The organism is Caballeronia sp. AZ1_KS37, from assembly GCF_023631165.1.
In the GTDB taxonomy this organism is placed as follows: domain Bacteria; phylum Pseudomonadota; class Gammaproteobacteria; order Burkholderiales; family Burkholderiaceae; genus Caballeronia; species Caballeronia zhejiangensis.
In genome coordinates, this window is record NZ_JALQDP010000006.1 from 23,339 (window position 1) to 41,499 (window position 18,161).

Genomic DNA, 18,161 nt, shown 5'->3' on the forward strand with positions numbered 1-18,161 from the left:
ATGAAACCGTTGCTGCGGGTCGTGCTCGTCATCAATGCCCTGATTTTTCTGGCGTTCGGCCTGTTGTTTCTGCTGACGCCGTGGGCGGGCCTGTACGGCGCGCTGCAACTGGATTCGATCCGCGTTCAGCCGGCGTTCGCCGGGCAGTTGCTCGGTATCGCGCTCATCGGGCTGTCGTGGCTTGCGTTTCACGCAGCCGTCGATGGCGCGTTGACGGCTCGCGCCGCGCGCGTGTCGGGACACGTGCAGTGGCTGTCGGGGGTGGTGGTGCTGGTCTGGCTGCTCGGACTGCATACGCCTCAGATCGATGGCTTCGGGCAGATCAGCGCGGCCGTCGTGGGCGCCGTGCTGCTGGTGCTCGGTCTGGGCAGCGTGAGACTGTCGTCGGCGGTGCGTCGGCGCGAGCGCGCGGCGGCGGCCGGCGCGGTATCGGCGCAGCGCGCGGAAAAGAAGGCGGCGCAAAAGCGTGACGAGTTTTCCGCGAGCAACGCGGCATCGTCGGCGCGCGCCGAATCGGTCGATCTCGCGGCGCGTCCCGCAGCGCGCGCACCGGGCGCGACGGCCATCGATCCGGTATCGGGCCGCACGCTCGATTCCGTCTCGCCGGCCGGCGCGGTTCGCGCGCACCCGGACGGCGCGGTCGATCCCGTCACCGGCGGCACGCTCGATCCGCTGACGGGCCGCGCGGTCGATCCGGTCACCGGCAAGCGCATCGAGCCCGTCATCAGCGGCGAGATCGATCCGGCGACGGGTCGAAGAGCCGATCCGCTCGCGCCCGGCGCGGGCCGCGCGCCTCGCTGAAGGCGTGAAGCGCATGCTACGAGCCACGCACGCGCAGCAACGGAAACACGCAGGACAAGCACGGTCGGCCTTTGCGCCGGCCGTCGATTTATTTGCAGACCGGGGCGCGAGGCCGCGCTCCGGCAGCACCGACATCATTCGTTCACTTAGCCTTTGGCCGCAGCCATGCACGACAAAATCCTGATTCTCGATTTCGGCTCCCAAGTCACCCAGCTGATCGCGCGGCGCATCCGCGAGTCGCACGTCTACTCGGAAATCCATCCGTACGACGTCGACGAGACGTTCATCCGCGAATTCGCGCCGAAGGGCATCATCCTGTCCGGCGGCCCGAACTCCGTCACCGAGGCGAAGTCGCCGCGCGCCCCGCAGATCGTCTTCGATCTCGGCGTGCCGGTGCTCGGCATCTGCTACGGCATGCAGACGATGGCCGATCAGCTCGGCGGCAAGGTCGAACTCGGCAACGTGCGCGAATTCGGCTATGCGGAAGTGCAGGCGCTGAATCACACGGGCTTTCTGGAAGGCATTCAGGATTTCGCCAGCGACAAGGGCGAGTCGATGCTCAAGGTTTGGATGAGCCACGGCGACAAGGTCGTCGATCTGCCGGCGGGTTTCAAGCTGATGGCCTCGACGCCGTCGTGCCCGATCGCCGCGATGGCCGACGACGACCGGCGCTTCTACGGCCTGCAATGGCATCCGGAAGTCACGCATACGGTGCAGGGCCGCGCGATGCTCGACCGTTTCGTGCTGGAGCTGTGCGGCGCGAAGGCCGATTGGGAGATGGGCCATTACATCGACGAGGCGGTCGAGAACATCCGCGCGCAGGTCGGCAATGAGCACGTGATTCTCGGCTTGTCGGGCGGCGTGGATTCGTCGGTGGCGGCGGCGCTTTTGCATCGCGCGATCGGCGACCAGCTGACGTGCGTGTTCGTCGATCACGGCTTGCTGCGTCAGAACGAGGCGGAGCAGGTCATGTCGACGTTCGCGGATCACCTGGGCGTGAAGGTGATTCACGTCGATGCCAGCGAGGAATTCCTGCAGAAGCTTGCGGGCGTGACCGATCCGGAGGCGAAGCGCAAGATCATCGGCGCGGAGTTCGTCGAAGTGTTTCACAACGAATCGGACAAGCTCACCGATGCCAAATGGCTCGCGCAGGGCACGATTTATCCGGACGTGATCGAATCGGCGGGCAAGGGCAAGAAGGGCGCGCATACGATCAAGAGCCATCACAACGTCGGCGGTTTGCCGGAGACGCTGAATTTGAAGCTGCTCGAACCGCTGCGCGAGCTTTTCAAGGACGAAGTGCGCGAACTCGGCGTGAAGCTCGGTCTGCCGCCCGCGATGGTGTATCGGCATCCGTTCCCCGGTCCGGGTCTCGGCGTGCGGATTCTCGGCGAAGTGAAGCGCGAATTCGCGGACCTGCTGCGCCGCGCCGATGCCATTTTTATCGAGACGCTGCGCAACACCATCGACAAGGAAACGGGCAAGTCGTGGTACGACCTGACGAGCCAGGCGTTCGCGGTGTTCCTGCCGGTCAAGAGCGTCGGCGTGATGGGCGACGGGCGCACCTATGAATACGTCGTCGCGCTGCGCGCCGTGCAGACGCTCGACTTCATGACCGCGCATTGGGCGCATCTGCCGCATGATCTGCTCGGGCATGTTTCCAATCGCATCATCAACGAAGTGCGCGGGATCAATCGGGTGGTGTATGACATCTCCGGCAAGCCGCCTGCGACGATCGAGTGGGAGTGAGCCGCGTCTGATTGCGAGGGGGCATGACTGATTCCGCGTCCGATCGCCCCACCGACTCGCTCTTCTTCGCGATCTATCCGGACGCAGTCGCCGCCGCGCGCATCGCCGAACTGGCGGCGCGGCTGCGTATCGAGCACACGCTGAAGGCGAGGGCGATTCGCGCCGATCGCCTTCACGTCACCCTGCATTATCTCGGCGCCTTCGCAGGCGTTCCCGCCGATGTGGCCGCGCACGCTTGCGCCGCAGCATCCCGAATCGCGTTGCCGCCCGTCGATGTGACGCTCGACCGTATCGAAAGCTTTTCCGGCCGTCGCGCGAGACGCCCGCTCGTCGTTTCCGGCGATGTCACCGAGCCGCTCGACGCGCTCGAGCGAACGCTCGGCGCGGCGCTGGAGGCGGCAGGCATCGCACTGAAGCGGCATCCCCATTTCACGCCTCATGTGACCTTGCTCTACGACGAACACCGCGTCGCGCGTGAGCGCATCGAACCCATCGCATGGACCGTGCGTGAGTTCGCGCTCGTGCGCAGCCGGCTCGGCAAATCGCAACACGAAGTCCTCGCGCGCTGGCCGCTCGTGCCGTGAATCGGCGGAACCACGCGCAATAAAAGGTTTCGCGGATTTTTCTAACGCGTTAAGGTGCGGGTATCGGAATGAATCGAGACGAAGCGCTTACATGACCCGATCCCGCCTGCTGCACATCACGCCCGACACCCACCACGTCCAGATCGATCTCGTCTACGCGACCGATCGCAATTTCACCGGCAAGCCCATCTACAAGGCGCAGCACTGCCTGCTGCTCGAGCCCGCCGAAGCGGCATTGCGTAAAGCCGTCGATATCGCGACGAGCATCGGCATGACGCTCAGGATCTTCGACGCCTATCGTCCGCCGCAAGCGCAGAAAGTGCTGTGGGATTTCCTGCCCGATCCGACCTTCATCGCCGAACTCGGACGCGGCTCGAACCATAGCCGCGGCACGGCGGTGGACCTGACGCTCGTCGATCGTGACGGCAACGAGCTCGACATGGGCACCGGTTTCGATGCGATGGTCGCCGAATCCGAGCACTTTCACTTCGGCTTGCCGGAGCATGTGCAGCGCAACCGCACGCTGCTGCTGGGCGTCATGCACGGCGCGGGCTTCACGCACATCAAAAGCGAGTGGTGGCATTACGAATTGCCCGGCTCGCGCGAACTTGCTCTGATCGACAACGAAGAATGCGGCCCGCTGCGGCTCATGTAATCGGGGATTCGACATGAAACTGACTGCACTGATCACGGCGCTGATGCTCACGTTGATGAGCGCGCCGCCGGCAAGCGCCGCGACGCCGAAAGACATGTTCGTCATGGCCACGTTGCTCGATGAATTCACGTCGCTCGATCCCGGCGAAATCTACGAACTGGTGCCGGAGGAATACGTCGCGAACACGTATGACCGTCTGGTGCGCGTCGATCTGAAGGATCCGTCGAAATTCAATGGCGATGTCGCCGAATCGTGGACGGTGAGTCAGGACGGCCTCACGTTCACGTTCAAGATCCGGCCGGGACTCAAGTTCCATTCCGGCAATACGCTCACCGCCGATGACGTCGCGTGGTCGATCCAGCGCACCGCGCTGCTCGACAAGGGCGCGGCGGCGGTGCTTGCGGGCATCGGGCTGACGAAGGCGAACGCGTTGCAGAACGTGAAGAAGATCGACGATACGACCGTCTCGATCACGACGGATCAGCGCTATGCGCCGACCTTCGTGCTCAACGTGCTCGGTTCGTGGCCGGCGTCGGTGGTGGATCGCAAGCTCGTCGAATCGCACGCGAAGGGCAACGACTACGGCAACGAGTGGCTGAAGACCAACGAAGCCGGTTCGGGCGCGTACAAGCTCGTGAAATGGACCGCCAACGACAGCATCGTGCTGCAACGCTTCGACGGCTATCGCATTCCGCTCGCGATGAAGCGCATCGTGCTGCGTCACGTCACGGAAGCGGCGAGCCAGCGTCTGATGATCCAGAACGGCGACATCGACGTCGCGCGCGACCTCTCGCCCGACGATCTCGACACGCTCTCGAAGAACGGCGTCATCAAGGCGACGGCCGTGCCGCAAGCGACACTCATGTATCTCGGCCTCAACAACAAGAATCCGAATCTCGCGAAGCCGGAAGTCTGGGAAGCGATGAAGTGGCTCATCGACTATCAGGGCATTCAGAAGAACGTGATCCGCACGACCTACAAGGTTCACGAAGCGTTTCTCCCCGAAGGCTTTCTCGGCGCGCTGAACGAAAACCCGTATCACCAGGATGTCGCGAAGGCGAAGGCGCTGCTCGCGAAAGCGGGCTTGTCCAACGGCTTCACGGTGAAGATGGACGTGCGCAACGATTATCCGTACAGCGAGATCGCGCAAGCCGTGCAGGCGAATCTCGCGCTCGCCAACATCAAGGTGCAACTCGTGCCGAGCGACAACAAGCAGACGCTCGGACGATATCGCGCGCGGGCCCACGATATCTACATCGGCGAGTGGTCGGCGGATTACATCGATCCGCACAGTAACGCGCAGGGCTTCGTGTGGAATCCGGACAACTCGGATGCATCGAGCTACAAGATGCTCGCGTGGCGCAACGCGTGGGACATTCCACAACTGACGAAGGAAACCAACGCGGCGCTCGCCGAAAGCGATACGAAAAAGCGCGCGCAGCTGTACGAGAAGATGCAGCGTGAAGTGCTCGCGAAATCGCCGTTCGTCATCATGTTCCAAAAGGTGTCGCAGGTGGCGGCGCGGCCCGGCGTGACCGGTCTCGAAGTCGGGCCGATCAACGATCTCGTGTCGTATCGCAACATCAAGAAGCAGTGAACACGGTCACGCTCATCGGCTCGCGGCGCGGCGGCGCGCGCATCGCGTTGGCGCTCGCGCGCTGGATCGCGATGCTCGCCATCACGTTCACGGGCTTGCTCGCGATCACGTTTTTCATCGGCCGCAAGATTCCGATCGATCCGGTGCTCGCGATTCTCGGCGATCGCGCGTCCGCGACGGCTTATGCCGCCGCGCGTCTGCGGCTCGGTCTCGACAAGCCGCTCATCGAACAATTCCTGATCTACGCGCGCGACGTGCTGCACGGCAATCTCGGCATTTCGCTGTTGACGGCAAATCCGGTCATCGACGACATCAAGCGCGTCTTTCCCGCGACGCTCGAACTCGCGACGCTCTCGACCTTCATCGGCATCGCGATCGGCGTGCCGCTCGGCGTCGCGGCGGCGGTGAAGCACAATCGCATCGTCGATCACATCGCGCGCGTGATCGGGCTCGCCGGAAGCTCGGTGCCGGTGTTCTGGCTCGCGCTGATGGGCCTGCTGCTCTTTTACGCGCGGCTGCATTGGGTGTCCGGGCCGGGACGCATCGATCCGCTTTACGACGGCATGGTCGATACCCGCACGGGCAGTTTGCTCATCGATTCGCTCATCGCCGGCGAATGGGATGTCTTCGAGAACGCGTTCTCGCATATCGCGCTGCCGGCGAGCGTGCTCGCGTTCTATTCGATCGCGTATCTGTCGCGGATGACGCGCTCGTTCATGCTCGAACAACTGAGCCAGGAATACGTGACGACCGCGCGCGCGAAAGGGCTGCCCGAGCGCCGCGTGATCTGGCGGCACGCGTTCGGCAATATTGCGGTGCCGCTGCTGACGGTGATCGCGCTCGCATACAGCTATCTGCTCGAAGGCTCGGTGCTGACGGAGATCGTGTTCGCGTGGCCGGGCATCGGCTCGTATCTGACGGGCGCGCTGTTGAACGCCGACATGAACGCCGTGCTCGGCAGCACGCTCGTGATCGGCGCGACGTTCATCGCGCTCAATCTGTTGACCGACGCGCTGTATCGCGTGTTCGATCCGCGTGCGCGCTGACATGGAGGATCTTGCGCAGATGAAACAGCCGCGAACGGGCTTGCGCGCGTGGCTCCTGACCGATACGCCCGCGTCGCCGCGTCAAGCCGCGCTCGGGCGCGCGTATCGGCGCTGGCGGCGGTTCTCGTCGAATCCGTTGAGCATGCTCGGACTCGCGATCCTGCTGCTGCTGATCGTAGTCGCGGCGTTCGGGCCGATGCTCGTCACGCAGGATCCGTTGCAGCAGGTGCTCGCCGAACGTCTGACGCCGCCCGGCGCGGCGCACTGGTTCGGCACCGATCAACTCGGCCGCGACATCCTTTCGCGGCTCGTGCACGGCTCGCGCCTGACGCTCGCGATCGCGATGCTCGTCGTCGTGCTCGTGGTGCCGGTCGGGCTTTTGATGGGCACGGTGGCGGGTTATTGCGGCGGCATCGTCGATACCCTGCTGATGCGCTTGACCGACGTCGCGCTCGCATTTCCGAAGATCGTGCTCGCGCTCGCGTTCGCCGCCGCGCTCGGGCCGGGCGTGCTCAATGCGGTGATCGCGCTGTCGATCACCGCGTGGCCGCCGTATGCGCGTCTCGCGCGCGCGGAGTCGCTGCGGCTCGCGCAGGCCGATTACATCCATGTGGCGCGTCTGCAAGGCGCTTCGCATCTGCGCATTCTGCTGCGGTATATCGTGCCGCTGTGCTCGTCGTCGGTGATCGTGCGCGCGACGCTCGACATGGCCGGCATCATTCTCGCCGTCGCCGGTCTCGGCTTTCTCGGACTGGGCGCGCAGCCGCCGAGCCCGGAATGGGGTTACATGGTCGCGGCGGGCCGCAACGTGCTGCTCGACGCGTGGTGGGTCGCGACGATTCCCGGCCTCGCGATCCTCGCGGTGAGCCTCGCCTTCAACCTGCTCGGCGACGGTCTGCGCGACGTCTTCGATCCGCGTCACGGAGGCTGACATGCCCGATGCGCTGGCTGAAATCGACGGACTGGACGTGGCCTTCGCGAGCCATGACGGCGTGCTCATGCCCGCCGTGCGCGGCGTATCGCTGACGGTGCGGCGCGGCGAGCGGCTCGGCATCGTCGGCGAATCGGGATCGGGAAAATCGCTGACGGGGCGCGCGCTGCTCGGACTGCTGCCGCCCGAGGCAAAATGGTCGGCTAAGGCGCTGCGTTTGGAAGGACAGGACCTGCTCGCGATGCGCCCGAAAGCGCGCCGCCGCCTGTGCGGCACGCGCATGAGCATGATCCTGCAGGATCCGAAGTTCTCGCTGAACCCGGTGATGACCGTCGCGCAGCAGATGCGCGAAACCTTTGTGCGGCAGGGCGTGAAAGAAGGCCGGCGCGCGTTGCGCGAGCGCATCGTCGCAGCGCTGGAAGCGGTGCATATCCGCGATCCGCAGCGTGTCGCGGATGCGTATCCGCACGAACTGTCCGGCGGCATGGGCCAGCGCGTCATGATCGCGATGATGGTCTCGGCCGGCCCGCGCCTTCTGATCGCCGACGAACCCACGAGCGCGCTCGATGTCCTCGTATCGATGCAGGTGCTTGCCGTGCTCGACGAGATGATCGCGCGCCACGATACCGGCCTCGTGTTCATCAGTCACGATTTGCCGCTCGTGATGTCGTTCTGCGACCGCGTCGCGGTGATGTACGGCGGTCGCGTCGTCGAGACGTGCGCGGCGCGCGATCTCGTTCACGCGACGCATCCGTACACGCGCGGGCTGCTCGAAGCGAATCCGCCGCTCGTGAATCCGCCCGACGAGTTGCCGGCGCTGCGCCGCGACCGCGCGTGGCTCGATGAAGGCATCGCGCGATGATCGAAATCGAGCGCGCGCTCATCCGCTTCAAGACGAAGAGCGGTCACGTCGACGCCGTGCGCGACGTTTCGCTGCGCGTGGAAGAGGGCGAGGTTTTCGGACTCGTCGGCGAATCGGGCAGCGGCAAGTCGACGTTGTTGCGCGCGCTCGCCGGGCTGACGCCGCTGTCGGGCGGCAGGATAAGCATCGGATCGCGCCCTGGAAGCCGCGACGTGCAGATGGTGTTCCAGGACCCGTACGGCGCGCTGCATCCGCGCTTCACCGTCGACAAGACCTTGCGCGAGCCGCTCGCGATCAACGGCATCGGCGACGAAGACACGCGCATTCTCGCCGCGCTCGCCGAAGTCGGGCTCGGTCCGGCGTATCGATTCCGCTATCCGCATCAGTTGTCGGGCGGGCAGCGCCAGCGCGTGTCGATCGCGCGCGCGTTGATCGTCGAGCCGCGCGTGCTGCTGCTCGACGAGCCGACCTCCGCGCTCGATGTCTCCGTCCAGGCGGAAATCCTGAACCTGCTGCGCCGCCTGCATCGCGAACGCAAGCTGACGATGATCCTCGTGAGCCACAATCTCGCCGTGATCGGCTTTCTTTGCCAGCGCGTCGCGGTCATGCGCAACGGCGAAATCGTCGAGCAACTGGGCGTCGATGCCGTGCGTTCGCGCGACGTTACGCACGAGTACACGCGCCGGCTTCTGCTCGCGACAGAAGGCTACACGCGACAGAACGCGTAGTCGTCGTACAAGCACAATCGTCATGACGCGGTCAATGGATGTTGCGCGAACGACGCATAAGCACGGCGATAAGCCCGGTATACGACGACGCGCGGCGGGCCGGCTTGTCTTCGACGAAACCGGTGCCGCCGCCGCTGATAGAATGTGCGCTGGATTGTCGAGACGTGCCGAACAACGCGCGAGCGTGGTTTTCCGGCTGCCTTCCGACTTCGAGCTAACCAACGGAAATCGTGACAGACCGCGCCCGTTCGCGGGTGAAAACCGGTCGTAATCCCCGATGAAATTGCTAGATGCTTTGGTCGAACAGCGGATCAACGAAGCCGCTGCGCGTGGCGAGTTCAACAACCTGCCGGGCGCGGGCGCACCGCTTCACTTCGACGACGACACCCTCGTGCCCGAGGAAGTGCGCGTCGCCAATCGAATCCTCAAGAATGCGGGCTTCGTCCCGCCGGCAGTCGAACAGCTTCGCGCGCTGCGCGGGCTTCAGGAAGAGTTCGACAAGGTGACGGACCCCGCGGCCCGTTGCCAGCTGCAAGCCAAGATGCTCGCGCTCGACATGGCGCTCGAGTCGCTGCGCGGCGGCGGCTGCGTGCCGCATGAATATCGCCGGCGCATCGCGGAGCGTTTGTCCGAGCGCGCGCAGTCGCGCGTGGCGGTGGACGTCAAGTGACCGGCCTGCCGGATGCGGCCGATCCCGCGCCCAACGCTCAAATCGCCGATCCTGCCAGCGAACGCGATCGCCGCTTCATGGCGCTCGCGCAACGCGCCGCCGACGAAGCCCGTCGCGCGGGCGAAGTGCCCGTCGGCGCGGTCATCGTGCTCGGCGACGAAGTCATCGCCACCGGCTTCAATTATCCGATTCGCGGACACGATCCGTCCGCGCATGCCGAGATGGCCGCGCTGCGCGCCGCCGCCCAATCGCTCCAGAACTACCGCTTGCCGGGCTGCGAGCTCTACGTGACGCTCGAACCTTGCCTGATGTGCGCGGGCGCGATCATGCACGCGCGCATCTCGCGCGTCGTCTACGGCGCCACGGACCCGAAAACGGGCGCGTGCGGCAGTGTCGTCGACATGTTCGCGAATGCGCAGCTCAATCACCACACCACCGTGACGGGCGGCGTGCTCGCGGATGAATGCGGGCATGCGCTCAAGAATTTCTTCGCCGAGCGCCGCCGCCTCGCGCGCGACGAACGCGATGCGCGCCGCGCGCGCGAAGCCGGGCAACCCGCCGCCGATTCATCTGATCGACTAACAACATCGTGAAATCACGCACCATCGACCTCGTTGCGCCCTCTGGCTATCCACACGATCCGGCGGCCGTCGAGCGCGGCATCGGACGGTTGCGCAGGGAAGGGCATCGGCTCGAAAACGTCGACGCGACGCGCCGACGCTTCCAGCGCTTCGGCGGCACCGATGCGGAACGCGCCGCCGATCTCAATCGTCTTGCGGATGCATCGCGCCCGTTACCTGACATCGTACTTGCCGTGCGGGGCGGATACGGCGCGTCGCGCATCCTGCACGGCCTCGACTACACCGGGCTGCGCAGGCTCGCGGATCAGCCGGTGGCGATCGTCGGCCACAGCGATTTCACCGCGATTCAGTGCGCGCTGTTCGCGCACGCCGGTGTGAAAAGCTTCGGCGGACCGATGTTCGCGGGCGATTTCGGCGCCGAGCAGGTCAGTTCGTTCACGATGCAGCACTTCTGGAACGCGATCTCGCGACCGAGTTTCACCATCACGAGCCATACGCCGCAGCAACAGACCGTCGACGCGACCGGCATGCTGTGGGGCGGCAATCTCGCGATTCTGGCGTCGCTCGTCGGCACGCCGTATCTGCCGCCGGTCGAGGGCGGAATCCTGTACATCGAGGATGTCAACGAGCATCCGTTTCGCATCGAGCGGATGATTTATCAGCTGTATCAGGCGGGCGTGCTCGGTCGTCAGCAGGCGATCGTGATGGGGGAGTTCTCCGGCGGCCGTCTGTCGGACTACGACAACGGCTATTCGCTCGACGCGATGATCGAGCAGGTGAGGTCGGTGACGGGCATTCCGGTGGTGACGGGATTGCAGTTCGGGCACGTCGAAAATCTGCTGACGCTGCCCTTCGGTGCGGCGGCGCACCTTATCGCGAGCGAGCGGGGCTTCACGCTGAAACTTTCCGACTACCCGCATCTGGCTTGAGTCCGCGTGGCAAGGCGCTCAAGCGAGCGCCTTATTTTTAGCTTGTCCCTGCAACTAACTGTCGGTTCATGCACCGTCCGCGACAACTGCGTGCACCACGGCGGCGCTAGAATTGTCGACAAAAAAGAGCCGACAATGCTGACAAAAACTTGTGGAATCTGCTGCGATGCCCGCCAATATTGGGCCTCAGCAAAACGCGGTACTCGAAAAACGCGCGGTAACCGATAATTTTAAAAATGAATTGTTGACAATCTTTATGTCGATTCTAAGATGCTTAACATGCAAGCGAGCACATCATGTCCGACACCAAGCGTAGTGCTGCACCGAACGCTGCAGATTCCGCTCCCAACGGGGCGAACGCCGAGTCGATCGCCGAGAACATCCGCGCCGCGATCCTCGAGCATCGGCTGGCGCCGGGCGCGAAGCTGACCGAAGCGCAGTTATGCGAGGTGTTCGCCGTGAAGCGCGGCACCGTCCGCCAGGCGCTCGCGCAACTGTCGAACGAACGGCTCGTCGATCTGGAGCCGAATCGCGGGGCGTTCGTCGCGAGTCCGTCGTTGCAGGAAGTGCATGAAGTGTTCGAAATGCGCCGCATCATCGAATTGGCCGTGGTGGACCGAATTGCGCAAGGGCACGGCGTGCGTCGGCTGAAGTCGATCAGCGCGACGATCGGAAAAGAGCGCCGCGCTTTCGAAAGCCACGATTTTTCGTCGTGGATCCGGCTCTCCGGCGAGTTTCACACCGAACTCGCGGCGCTTACCGGCAACACGGTGCTGTGCGAATGCCTGTCGGGACTCGTCGCGCGTTCGACGCTGATCTCGGCGCTGTATGAATCGCTCGGCAAGAGTTCGTGCTCGTTCGAAGATCACGAAGCGATTCTCGCCGCGCTCGATGCAGGCGATGCAGCGAAAGCCGGCGTGTTGATGGCGCAACATCTGCGCGACGTCGAACTGAAGATGCTGGAGCGGCCGGCACGCGGCGCGGTCGATCTGAAGGAAGTGTTCATGAAGCCCGCCGAGCGCGAACGAGCGCTCGATATGTAAGGCAGACAGACGGCAGATCGGACTATCTGCCATCGGCTGAATCAAGCAGGACTAAATAACTGGAGACCGTGCCTCGCGCTTCGCGCGAAGGCGCGTGGAGAGTCGCACGCTTTGAAAATCCGTAGCGTGTATCGCACCGAACAGGACGCTCGTGTGAGCGTGAAATGAAAGCCGCCGCAGGGCGGGCGTGCCGGGCCGATGCCTCGCGCGCTCTCGGCCTCATGCCCGAAGGCGAAAACGCAAATCCGAAGAATGCCGCGCGGGATGGAGACATCCGACACGTCAGCGAAGGCATCCGATCGAAGCTTGAACCCCGAGCATTTGCAGTTTTCTCATCACGCAAGCAGCCAATGAAGGAGACGTCATGGCCCAGTTCAGTGCATCCGGCAGCTCAACCCTGCCGCCGCTCGACAACGAGTATGAAGAGCAACATCTGCCCGCCGGTTACAGCGACCGGCTTTACAACGAGGACCTCGCCCCGCTCAAGAATCAGACCTGGGGCGCGTACAACATCTTCGCGTTCTGGATGTCGGACGTGCACAGCGTCGGCGGTTATGTGTTCGCCGGAAGTCTCTTCGCGCTCGGCCTGACGAGCTGGCAGGTGCTGGTATCGCTGCTGATCGGCATTGGGCTCGTGAACGTGCTGTGCAATCTGATCGCTAAACCGAGCCAGGTGGCGGGCGTGCCATATCCCGTCGCGTGCCGCGCCACGTTCGGCGTGCTCGGCGCGAACATTCCGGCCGTGATCCGCGGGCTCATTGCGGTGGCGTGGTACGGCATTCAGACATATCTGGCGTCGAGCGCGCTCGTCATCGTCGTGCTGAAGTTCGTGCCGTCGCTGATGCCTTATGCCGACGTCCACAAGTACGGCTTCGTCGGGCTTTCGGCGCTCGGCTGGGCGGGCTTCATGCTGCTTTGGGTGCTGCAGGCCGTCGTGTTCTGGCGCGGCATGGAGATGATCAAGAAGTTCATCGACTTCGCCGGTCCCGCCGTCTACGTCGTGATGTTCATTCTCGCCGGCTATATGGTGTGGCGCGCGGGCATCGACAATATCGGCCTGAATCTCGGCGGCGTGAAGTATCACGGCACGGAAGTGATTCCCGTGATGATCACCGCGATCGCGCTCGTCGTTTCGTACTTCTCCGGCCCGATGCTCAACTTCGGCGACTTCTCGCGCTACGGCAAGAGCTTTCGCAGCGTGAAGCGCGGCAATTTCTGGGGCCTGCCGGTCAACTTCCTGGCGTTCTCGGTCGTGACCGTCATCACGACTGCGGCGACGCTGCCGGTCTTCGGCCAGCTCATCACGGATCCGGTGGAAACCGTCGGCCGCATCGACCATCCGTCTGCTGTGATTCTCGGCGCGCTGACCTTCACGATCGCGACCATCGGCATCAACATCGTCGCGAACTTCGTGTCGCCGGCCTTCGACTTCTCGAACGTCGCGCCGAAGCTCATCAGCTGGCGCATGGGCGGCATGATGGCGGCGGTCGCGTCGATCTTCATCACGCCGTGGAACCTGTTCAACAACCCGGCCGTGATCCACTACACGCTGGATATTCTCGGCAGCTTCATCGGACCGCTGTATGGCGTGCTGATCCTCGACTTCTATCTCGTGAAACGCGGCAAGCTGGTGGTCTACGATCTCTACACGGTGTCGGAACAGGGCAAATACTGGTACACGAAGGGCGTGAACCGCCGCGCGGTGATGGCGCTCGTGCCGGCCGCCGTGCTCGCGACGCTCTGCGTGATGGTGCCGGCGCTCGAAGCCGCTGCGAACTTCTCGTGGTTCATCGGTGCGGGACTCGGCGCGGTGTTCTATTACTTCCTCGCGGATCGCAAGCGCGGAGTCTAAAACGATAGCTGGAACCTGAGAGAATTTCCGAAGGCAGTGTGGAGACAGCAATGCGCATCAAACTGATCAACCCCAACACCACGCAGCGCATGACCGACTCGATGGGCCGCTGCGCCCGCGAGGTCGCCGCGCCCGGTACGGAGATCGTCGCCGTCAGCCCGACGATGGGCCCGCCGTCCATCGAAGGCTATTACGACGAGGCGGTCGCGTCGCTCGGTCTGCTCGCCGAAGTGGAAGCGGGCGAAAAGCAGGGCTTCGACGGCTATGTGATCGCGTGCTTCGGCGATCCGGCCCTTTACGCCGCACGCGAACTGGCGCGCGGCCCGGTGATCGGCATCGCGGAGGCGGCGATGCATGCGGCGAGCGTCATCGCGCCGGGATTTTCCGTCGTCACGACGTTGCAGCGTACCGTCGGCATGGCTTGGCATCTGGCGGAGCGCTACGGCATGGAGCGCTTCTGCAAGAACGTCCGCGCGACAGACGTCCCCGTGCTCGAACTGGATGTGCCGGGGTCGCCGGCGCGTCGGACGATCATCGACGAATGCAGGCGCGCGCTCGACGAAGACGGCTCGGACGCCATCGTGCTCGGCTGCGCGGGCATGGCGGAGTTCTGCCGCGAAGTGGAGGACGCGATCGGCGCGCCGGTGGTTGAGGGCGTGACGGCCGCGGTGAAATGGGCGGAGGCGCTCATCGCGCTGAAGCTGCACACGGCGAAACGCGGCGACTACGCGCGCCCGCTCGCGAAACGGTACGACGGCGTGCTGTCGGATTTCAGCCCGCGCCGATAGCCTTTTCGCCGGACACATACCGATGACGTGACCCGGATTATGCGCCCTGATGTATGGGCGCGTCCGGGTCTTTTAGCTACACTGAATCGTCGACAATCCCGTTTTTTCAACGCTTGAGCAGAACGCCAGCCATGTCACTCGATCCGAACTACCCACGCGATTTGATCGGCTACGGCCGCCACCCGGTGCAGGCGAACTGGCCGGGACGGGCGCGCGTCGCCGTGCAATTCGTGCTCAATTACGAAGAAGGCGGCGAGAATTGCGTGCTGCACGGCGATCCGGGCTCCGAGCAGTTCCTGTCGGAGATCGTGGGCGCGGCGGCGTATCCGTCGCGTCACATGAGCATGGAGTCGATCTACGAATACGGTTCGCGCGCGGGCGTGTGGCGCATCCTGCGCGAGTTCGAGAAGCGCGGCATGCCGCTGACGATCTTCGGCGTCGGCATGGCGATCGAGCGGCATCCCGAAGTGGCGAAGGCGTTCGTCGAACTGGGGCATGAAATCGCGTGTCACGGCTATCGGTGGATTCACTATCAGGACATGTCGCCGGAGAAGGAAGCCGAACACATGCGCCTCGGCATGGAAGCGATCGAGCGCGTGACGGGCGTGCGGCCGCTCGGCTGGTATACCGGACGCGATAGCCCGAATACGCATCGGCTGGTCGCGGAATACGGCGGTTTCCTCTACGACTCGGACTATTACGGCGACGACCTGCCGTTCTGGACCGAAGTCGAAGTGACGGGCGGCGAGAAGAAGCCGCATCTGATCGTGCCGTACACGCTCGACACCAACGACATGCGCTTCGCGACGCCGCAAGGCTTCAACACGGGCGATCACTTCTTCACGTACCTGAAAGACGCGTTCGACGTGCTCTACGAAGAAGGCGACGACGCGCCGAAGATGCTGTCCATCGGCATGCACTGCCGCTTGCTCGGCCGGCCGGGGCGCTTTCGTGGCCTGCAGAAATTCCTCGATCACATCGAGAAGCATGATCGCGTGTGGGTTACGCGGCGTGTCGACATCGCGCGTCACTGGCGCGAGCAACATCCTTTCGAAAAAGCTAACAACGGGACGGCGGCATGAAGGCGATGCACTACACACTCGACCAACTCAACACCATGCCCGCCGACACGTTCGTGACGGTGCTCGCGGGCATTTTCGAGCACTCGCCGTGGGTGCCGGAAAGAGCGGCGCAACAGCGCCCGTTCAAGGACATCGACGCGCTGCATCGCGCGATGTCGCAGATCGTCGAAGAGGCCGGCGAAGACAGGCAGCTCGCGCTCATCAACGCGCACCCGGAGCTCGCGGGCAAAGCGGCGGTGCGCGGCGAGCTGACCGCCGAATCGACGCGCGAACAAAGCGGCGCGGGCCTGAATCTGTGCACGCAGGAAGAGTTCGACAGGCTTCAGTCGCTGAACGCGCAGTATCGCGAGAAATTCGGGTTTCCGTTCATTCTCGCGGTGCGCGGCTATGACCGTCACGGCATCATCGCGAACTTCGAAGCGCGCGTGAATCACGACCGCGCCGAAGAATTGCGCACGAGTCTCGACCAGATTTACCGGATCGCGGGCTTCAGGTTGAACGACCTGATTCAAGCGGCGTAATCCGCAAACAACCGTAAACGAACGAAAAGAAGGACAGAAACAAATGGCAATCCCGACACTCGATTCCAATGCGCCCGACTTCACGCGCCGCTATGTGAACCTGGCGGACCCGCGTCTGGGCGCGCAGGCACTCGAGGCGAGCGACGATTTCTTCGCGCCGAAGGAACGCATGCTGAATCCCGAGCCGGCGGTGTTCATTCCCGGCAAGTACGACGATCACGGCAAGTGGATGGACGGCTGGGAAACGCGCCGCAAGCGCACGACGGGCTATGACTGGTGCATCGTCAAGCTCGCGCGTCCGGGCGTCATCAAGGGCATCGATGTCGACACGAGCCACTTCACCGGCAACTTCCCGCCGGCGGCGTCGATCGAAGGGGCGCATGTCGCCGACGGCGCACCGAATCAGTCGACGCAATGGACGGAAATCGTCCCGTCGACGACGCTGCAGGGCAACAGCCATCACTATCTCGAAGTCGAGGTCCAGCAGCCGTTCACGCATCTGCGCGTGAACATCTATCCGGATGGCGGCATCGCGCGTCTGCGGGTCTATGGCCAGCCGCAACTCGACTGGAGCAACGCGGACAAGCATGCGCTCGTCGATCTCGCCGCGATGGAAAACGGCGCGTACATGGTCGGCACGAACAATCAGCACTTCGGTCTCGCATCGACCTTGCTGATGCCGGGCCGCGGCGTGAACATGGGCGACGGCTGGGAAACGCGCCGGCGTCGCGAGCCGGGCAACGACTGGTGTATCGTCGCGCTGGCGCAGCCGGGCGTCATCAAGAAGGTCGAAGTGGATACCGCGCACTTCAAGGGCAATTTCCCCGACCGCTGCTCGCTTCAGGCGGCATACGTAAAGGGCGGCACGGACAGCTCGCTCGTCACGCAGGCGATGTTCTGGCCGGTGCTGCTCGGCGAACAGAAACTGCAGATGGACAAGCAACATTTTTTCGAATCCGAACTCGCCGCGCTCGGCCCGGTGACGCACGTGCGCTTCAATATTTATCCTGACGGCGGCGTGTCGCGTCTTCGTCTCCTCGGAACCCTTGCATGATGAAGAAACTCGCTATCGAACCGTTGACGCGCGCAGCGTTCAAGCCTTATGGCGATGTCATCGAACTCGATGGCGCCAAGCAGATTCCAATCAACCTCGGCACCACGATCCGCTTCCACGATCTGTGCAACGTCGACGTGACCGACGGCGGCGGCCACGCGATCGTCAATCTGTTTCGCGGCCAGCCGCGCACGCTGCCGTTCGAATGCAAGATGATGGAGCGTCATCCGCTCGGCAGCCAGGCGTTCATTCCGCTCGATGACCGGCCGTATCTCGTCGTCGTCGCGCCCGCGGGCGATCTCGACGAATCGAAGATCCGCGCCTTCGTCACGCGCGGCTGGCAGGGTGTGAACTATGCGAAAGGCGTGTGGCATCACCCGCTGCTCGCGCTGGGGAAGGTGAGCGATTACATCGTCGTCGATCGCGGCGGCGGCGAAGGGCACAACCTCAACGAGCAGGATCTGAAGGAATCGCTCTGGCTGACCGAAGACGCGCTGCGATAGGCGCATCGAAAGCAGCACCCGCGCAGTGACGAAAGACCGGAACGCACCTCCGGTCTTTTTTTTCGTCACAGCGCCGCCCACACCACCCGATATCGCCGCCTTCCCACCCGAAATCTCCGTTGAACGGGACAGACCCGCCCCTTACCCTTGACGGACGGCTTGCATCCGGCCAGCGTCCGCCTCGG

19 protein-coding genes are annotated in these 18,161 nt (G+C 63.9%); all 19 read left to right on the forward strand.

Annotated elements, in window-relative coordinates:
- The 19 genes from NCS00_RS06295 (at nt 1) to NCS00_RS06385 (ending at nt 17,976) form a co-directional block, all read left to right on the forward strand.
- Nucleotides 1-801 carry a hypothetical protein gene (locus NCS00_RS06295; RefSeq protein WP_250439627.1) on the forward strand — a complete coding sequence of 267 codons (801 nt, stop codon included), beginning with the start codon at nt 1-3 and terminating at the stop codon, nt 799-801.
- Between the two features lie 165 nt (nt 802-966).
- The gene (gene guaA / locus NCS00_RS06300; protein WP_008350045.1) at nt 967-2,550 is read left to right on the forward strand and encodes a glutamine-hydrolyzing GMP synthase; all 1,584 of its coding nucleotides are present in this window, start codon (nt 967-969) and stop codon (nt 2,548-2,550) included.
- Nucleotides 2,551-2,573: 23 nt separating this feature from the next.
- Complete coding sequence (thpR, locus tag NCS00_RS06305) at nt 2,574-3,134, forward strand: RNA 2',3'-cyclic phosphodiesterase (protein ID WP_250439629.1); 561 nt, start codon at nt 2,574-2,576, stop codon at nt 3,132-3,134.
- Between the two features lie 91 nt (nt 3,135-3,225).
- Entirely contained in the window at nt 3,226-3,789 is a 564-nt protein-coding gene (ddpX, locus tag NCS00_RS06310) for a D-alanyl-D-alanine dipeptidase (RefSeq protein WP_008350041.1), read from the forward strand.
- A gap of 13 nt (nt 3,790-3,802) precedes the next feature.
- The gene (locus tag NCS00_RS06315; protein ID WP_008350038.1) at nt 3,803-5,386 is read left to right on the forward strand and encodes an ABC transporter substrate-binding protein; all 1,584 of its coding nucleotides are present in this window, start codon (nt 3,803-3,805) and stop codon (nt 5,384-5,386) included.
- A gap of 71 nt (nt 5,387-5,457) precedes the next feature.
- Nucleotides 5,458-6,432, forward strand: coding sequence for an ABC transporter permease (locus NCS00_RS06320; RefSeq protein WP_235366356.1), 975 nt, complete (start codon nt 5,458-5,460; stop codon nt 6,430-6,432).
- 19 nt (nt 6,433-6,451) lie between these two features.
- The gene (gene nikC / locus NCS00_RS06325) at nt 6,452-7,363 is read left to right on the forward strand and encodes a nickel transporter permease (protein WP_250439632.1); all 912 of its coding nucleotides are present in this window, start codon (nt 6,452-6,454) and stop codon (nt 7,361-7,363) included.
- Nucleotide 7,364: 1 nt separating this feature from the next.
- Complete coding sequence (locus tag NCS00_RS06330; protein WP_250439634.1) at nt 7,365-8,225, forward strand: ABC transporter ATP-binding protein; 861 nt, start codon at nt 7,365-7,367, stop codon at nt 8,223-8,225.
- The gene (locus tag NCS00_RS06335) at nt 8,222-8,953 is read left to right on the forward strand and encodes an ABC transporter ATP-binding protein (RefSeq protein ID WP_008350032.1); all 732 of its coding nucleotides are present in this window, start codon (nt 8,222-8,224) and stop codon (nt 8,951-8,953) included. The genes NCS00_RS06330 and NCS00_RS06335 overlap by 4 nt, the downstream gene beginning before the upstream one ends.
- Nucleotides 8,954-9,230: 277 nt before the next feature.
- A complete protein-coding gene (locus NCS00_RS06340; RefSeq protein ID WP_033537251.1) occupies nt 9,231-9,623 on the forward strand; it encodes a DnaJ family domain-containing protein in 393 nt (130 codons plus the stop codon).
- Nucleotides 9,620-10,216: a tRNA adenosine(34) deaminase TadA gene (gene tadA / locus NCS00_RS06345; protein ID WP_502801574.1), complete on the forward strand. Its 597-nt coding sequence runs from the start codon at nt 9,620-9,622 to the stop codon at nt 10,214-10,216. The genes NCS00_RS06340 and tadA overlap by 4 nt, the downstream gene beginning before the upstream one ends.
- The gene (gene ldcA, locus NCS00_RS06350; protein ID WP_174447754.1) at nt 10,210-11,133 is read left to right on the forward strand and encodes a muramoyltetrapeptide carboxypeptidase; all 924 of its coding nucleotides are present in this window, start codon (nt 10,210-10,212) and stop codon (nt 11,131-11,133) included. The genes tadA and ldcA overlap by 7 nt, the downstream gene beginning before the upstream one ends.
- Nucleotides 11,134-11,429: 296 nt before the next feature.
- Entirely contained in the window at nt 11,430-12,176 is a 747-nt protein-coding gene (locus tag NCS00_RS06355; RefSeq protein ID WP_008350025.1) for a GntR family transcriptional regulator, read from the forward strand.
- A gap of 364 nt (nt 12,177-12,540) precedes the next feature.
- The gene (locus NCS00_RS06360) at nt 12,541-14,028 is read left to right on the forward strand and encodes an NCS1 family nucleobase:cation symporter-1 (protein WP_250439636.1); all 1,488 of its coding nucleotides are present in this window, start codon (nt 12,541-12,543) and stop codon (nt 14,026-14,028) included.
- A 50-nt stretch (nt 14,029-14,078) separates the two neighbouring features.
- On the forward strand, nt 14,079-14,816 hold the full coding sequence (locus NCS00_RS06365; RefSeq protein WP_008350020.1) for an aspartate/glutamate racemase family protein: 738 nt from the start codon (nt 14,079-14,081) through the stop codon (nt 14,814-14,816).
- A gap of 131 nt (nt 14,817-14,947) precedes the next feature.
- Nucleotides 14,948-15,898: an allantoinase PuuE gene (gene puuE, locus NCS00_RS06370; RefSeq protein ID WP_034473579.1), complete on the forward strand. Its 951-nt coding sequence runs from the start codon at nt 14,948-14,950 to the stop codon at nt 15,896-15,898.
- Nucleotides 15,895-16,419 carry a 2-oxo-4-hydroxy-4-carboxy-5-ureidoimidazoline decarboxylase gene (gene uraD / locus NCS00_RS06375; protein ID WP_008350016.1) on the forward strand — a complete coding sequence of 175 codons (525 nt, stop codon included), beginning with the start codon at nt 15,895-15,897 and terminating at the stop codon, nt 16,417-16,419. The genes puuE and uraD overlap by 4 nt, the downstream gene beginning before the upstream one ends.
- A 43-nt stretch (nt 16,420-16,462) precedes the next feature.
- The gene (alc, locus tag NCS00_RS06380; protein ID WP_250439638.1) at nt 16,463-17,473 is read left to right on the forward strand and encodes an allantoicase; all 1,011 of its coding nucleotides are present in this window, start codon (nt 16,463-16,465) and stop codon (nt 17,471-17,473) included.
- Nucleotides 17,473-17,976 carry an ureidoglycolate lyase gene (locus tag NCS00_RS06385; protein WP_033537260.1) on the forward strand — a complete coding sequence of 168 codons (504 nt, stop codon included), beginning with the start codon at nt 17,473-17,475 and terminating at the stop codon, nt 17,974-17,976. Before alc ends, NCS00_RS06385 begins: the two co-directional genes overlap by 1 nt.
- Nucleotides 17,977-18,161 lie beyond the last annotated feature (185 nt).

Bases quoted from the DNA above. Each gene is read 5' to 3' on its own strand.
- NCS00_RS06295 (WP_250439627.1), top strand. From the start codon at position 1: ATGAAACCGTTGCTGCGGGTCGTGCTCGTCATCAATGCCCTGATTTTT.
- guaA (WP_008350045.1), top strand. From the start codon at position 967: ATGCACGACAAAATCCTGATTCTCGATTTCGGCTCCCAAGTCACCCAG.
- thpR (WP_250439629.1), top strand. From the start codon at position 2,574: ATGACTGATTCCGCGTCCGATCGCCCCACCGACTCGCTCTTCTTCGCG.
- ddpX (WP_008350041.1), top strand. From the start codon at position 3,226: ATGACCCGATCCCGCCTGCTGCACATCACGCCCGACACCCACCACGTC.
- NCS00_RS06315 (WP_008350038.1), top strand. From the start codon at position 3,803: ATGAAACTGACTGCACTGATCACGGCGCTGATGCTCACGTTGATGAGC.
- NCS00_RS06320 (WP_235366356.1), top strand. From the start codon at position 5,458: ATGCTCGCCATCACGTTCACGGGCTTGCTCGCGATCACGTTTTTCATC.
- nikC (WP_250439632.1), top strand. From the start codon at position 6,452: ATGAAACAGCCGCGAACGGGCTTGCGCGCGTGGCTCCTGACCGATACG.
- NCS00_RS06330 (WP_250439634.1), top strand. From the start codon at position 7,365: ATGCCCGATGCGCTGGCTGAAATCGACGGACTGGACGTGGCCTTCGCG.
- NCS00_RS06335 (WP_008350032.1), top strand. From the start codon at position 8,222: ATGATCGAAATCGAGCGCGCGCTCATCCGCTTCAAGACGAAGAGCGGT.
- NCS00_RS06340 (WP_033537251.1), top strand. From the start codon at position 9,231: ATGAAATTGCTAGATGCTTTGGTCGAACAGCGGATCAACGAAGCCGCT.
- NCS00_RS06355 (WP_008350025.1), top strand. From the start codon at position 11,430: ATGTCCGACACCAAGCGTAGTGCTGCACCGAACGCTGCAGATTCCGCT.
- NCS00_RS06360 (WP_250439636.1), top strand. From the start codon at position 12,541: ATGGCCCAGTTCAGTGCATCCGGCAGCTCAACCCTGCCGCCGCTCGAC.
- NCS00_RS06365 (WP_008350020.1), top strand. From the start codon at position 14,079: ATGCGCATCAAACTGATCAACCCCAACACCACGCAGCGCATGACCGAC.
- puuE (WP_034473579.1), top strand. From the start codon at position 14,948: ATGTCACTCGATCCGAACTACCCACGCGATTTGATCGGCTACGGCCGC.
- uraD (WP_008350016.1), top strand. From the start codon at position 15,895: ATGAAGGCGATGCACTACACACTCGACCAACTCAACACCATGCCCGCC.
- alc (WP_250439638.1), top strand. From the start codon at position 16,463: ATGGCAATCCCGACACTCGATTCCAATGCGCCCGACTTCACGCGCCGC.
- NCS00_RS06385 (WP_033537260.1), top strand. From the start codon at position 17,473: ATGAAGAAACTCGCTATCGAACCGTTGACGCGCGCAGCGTTCAAGCCT.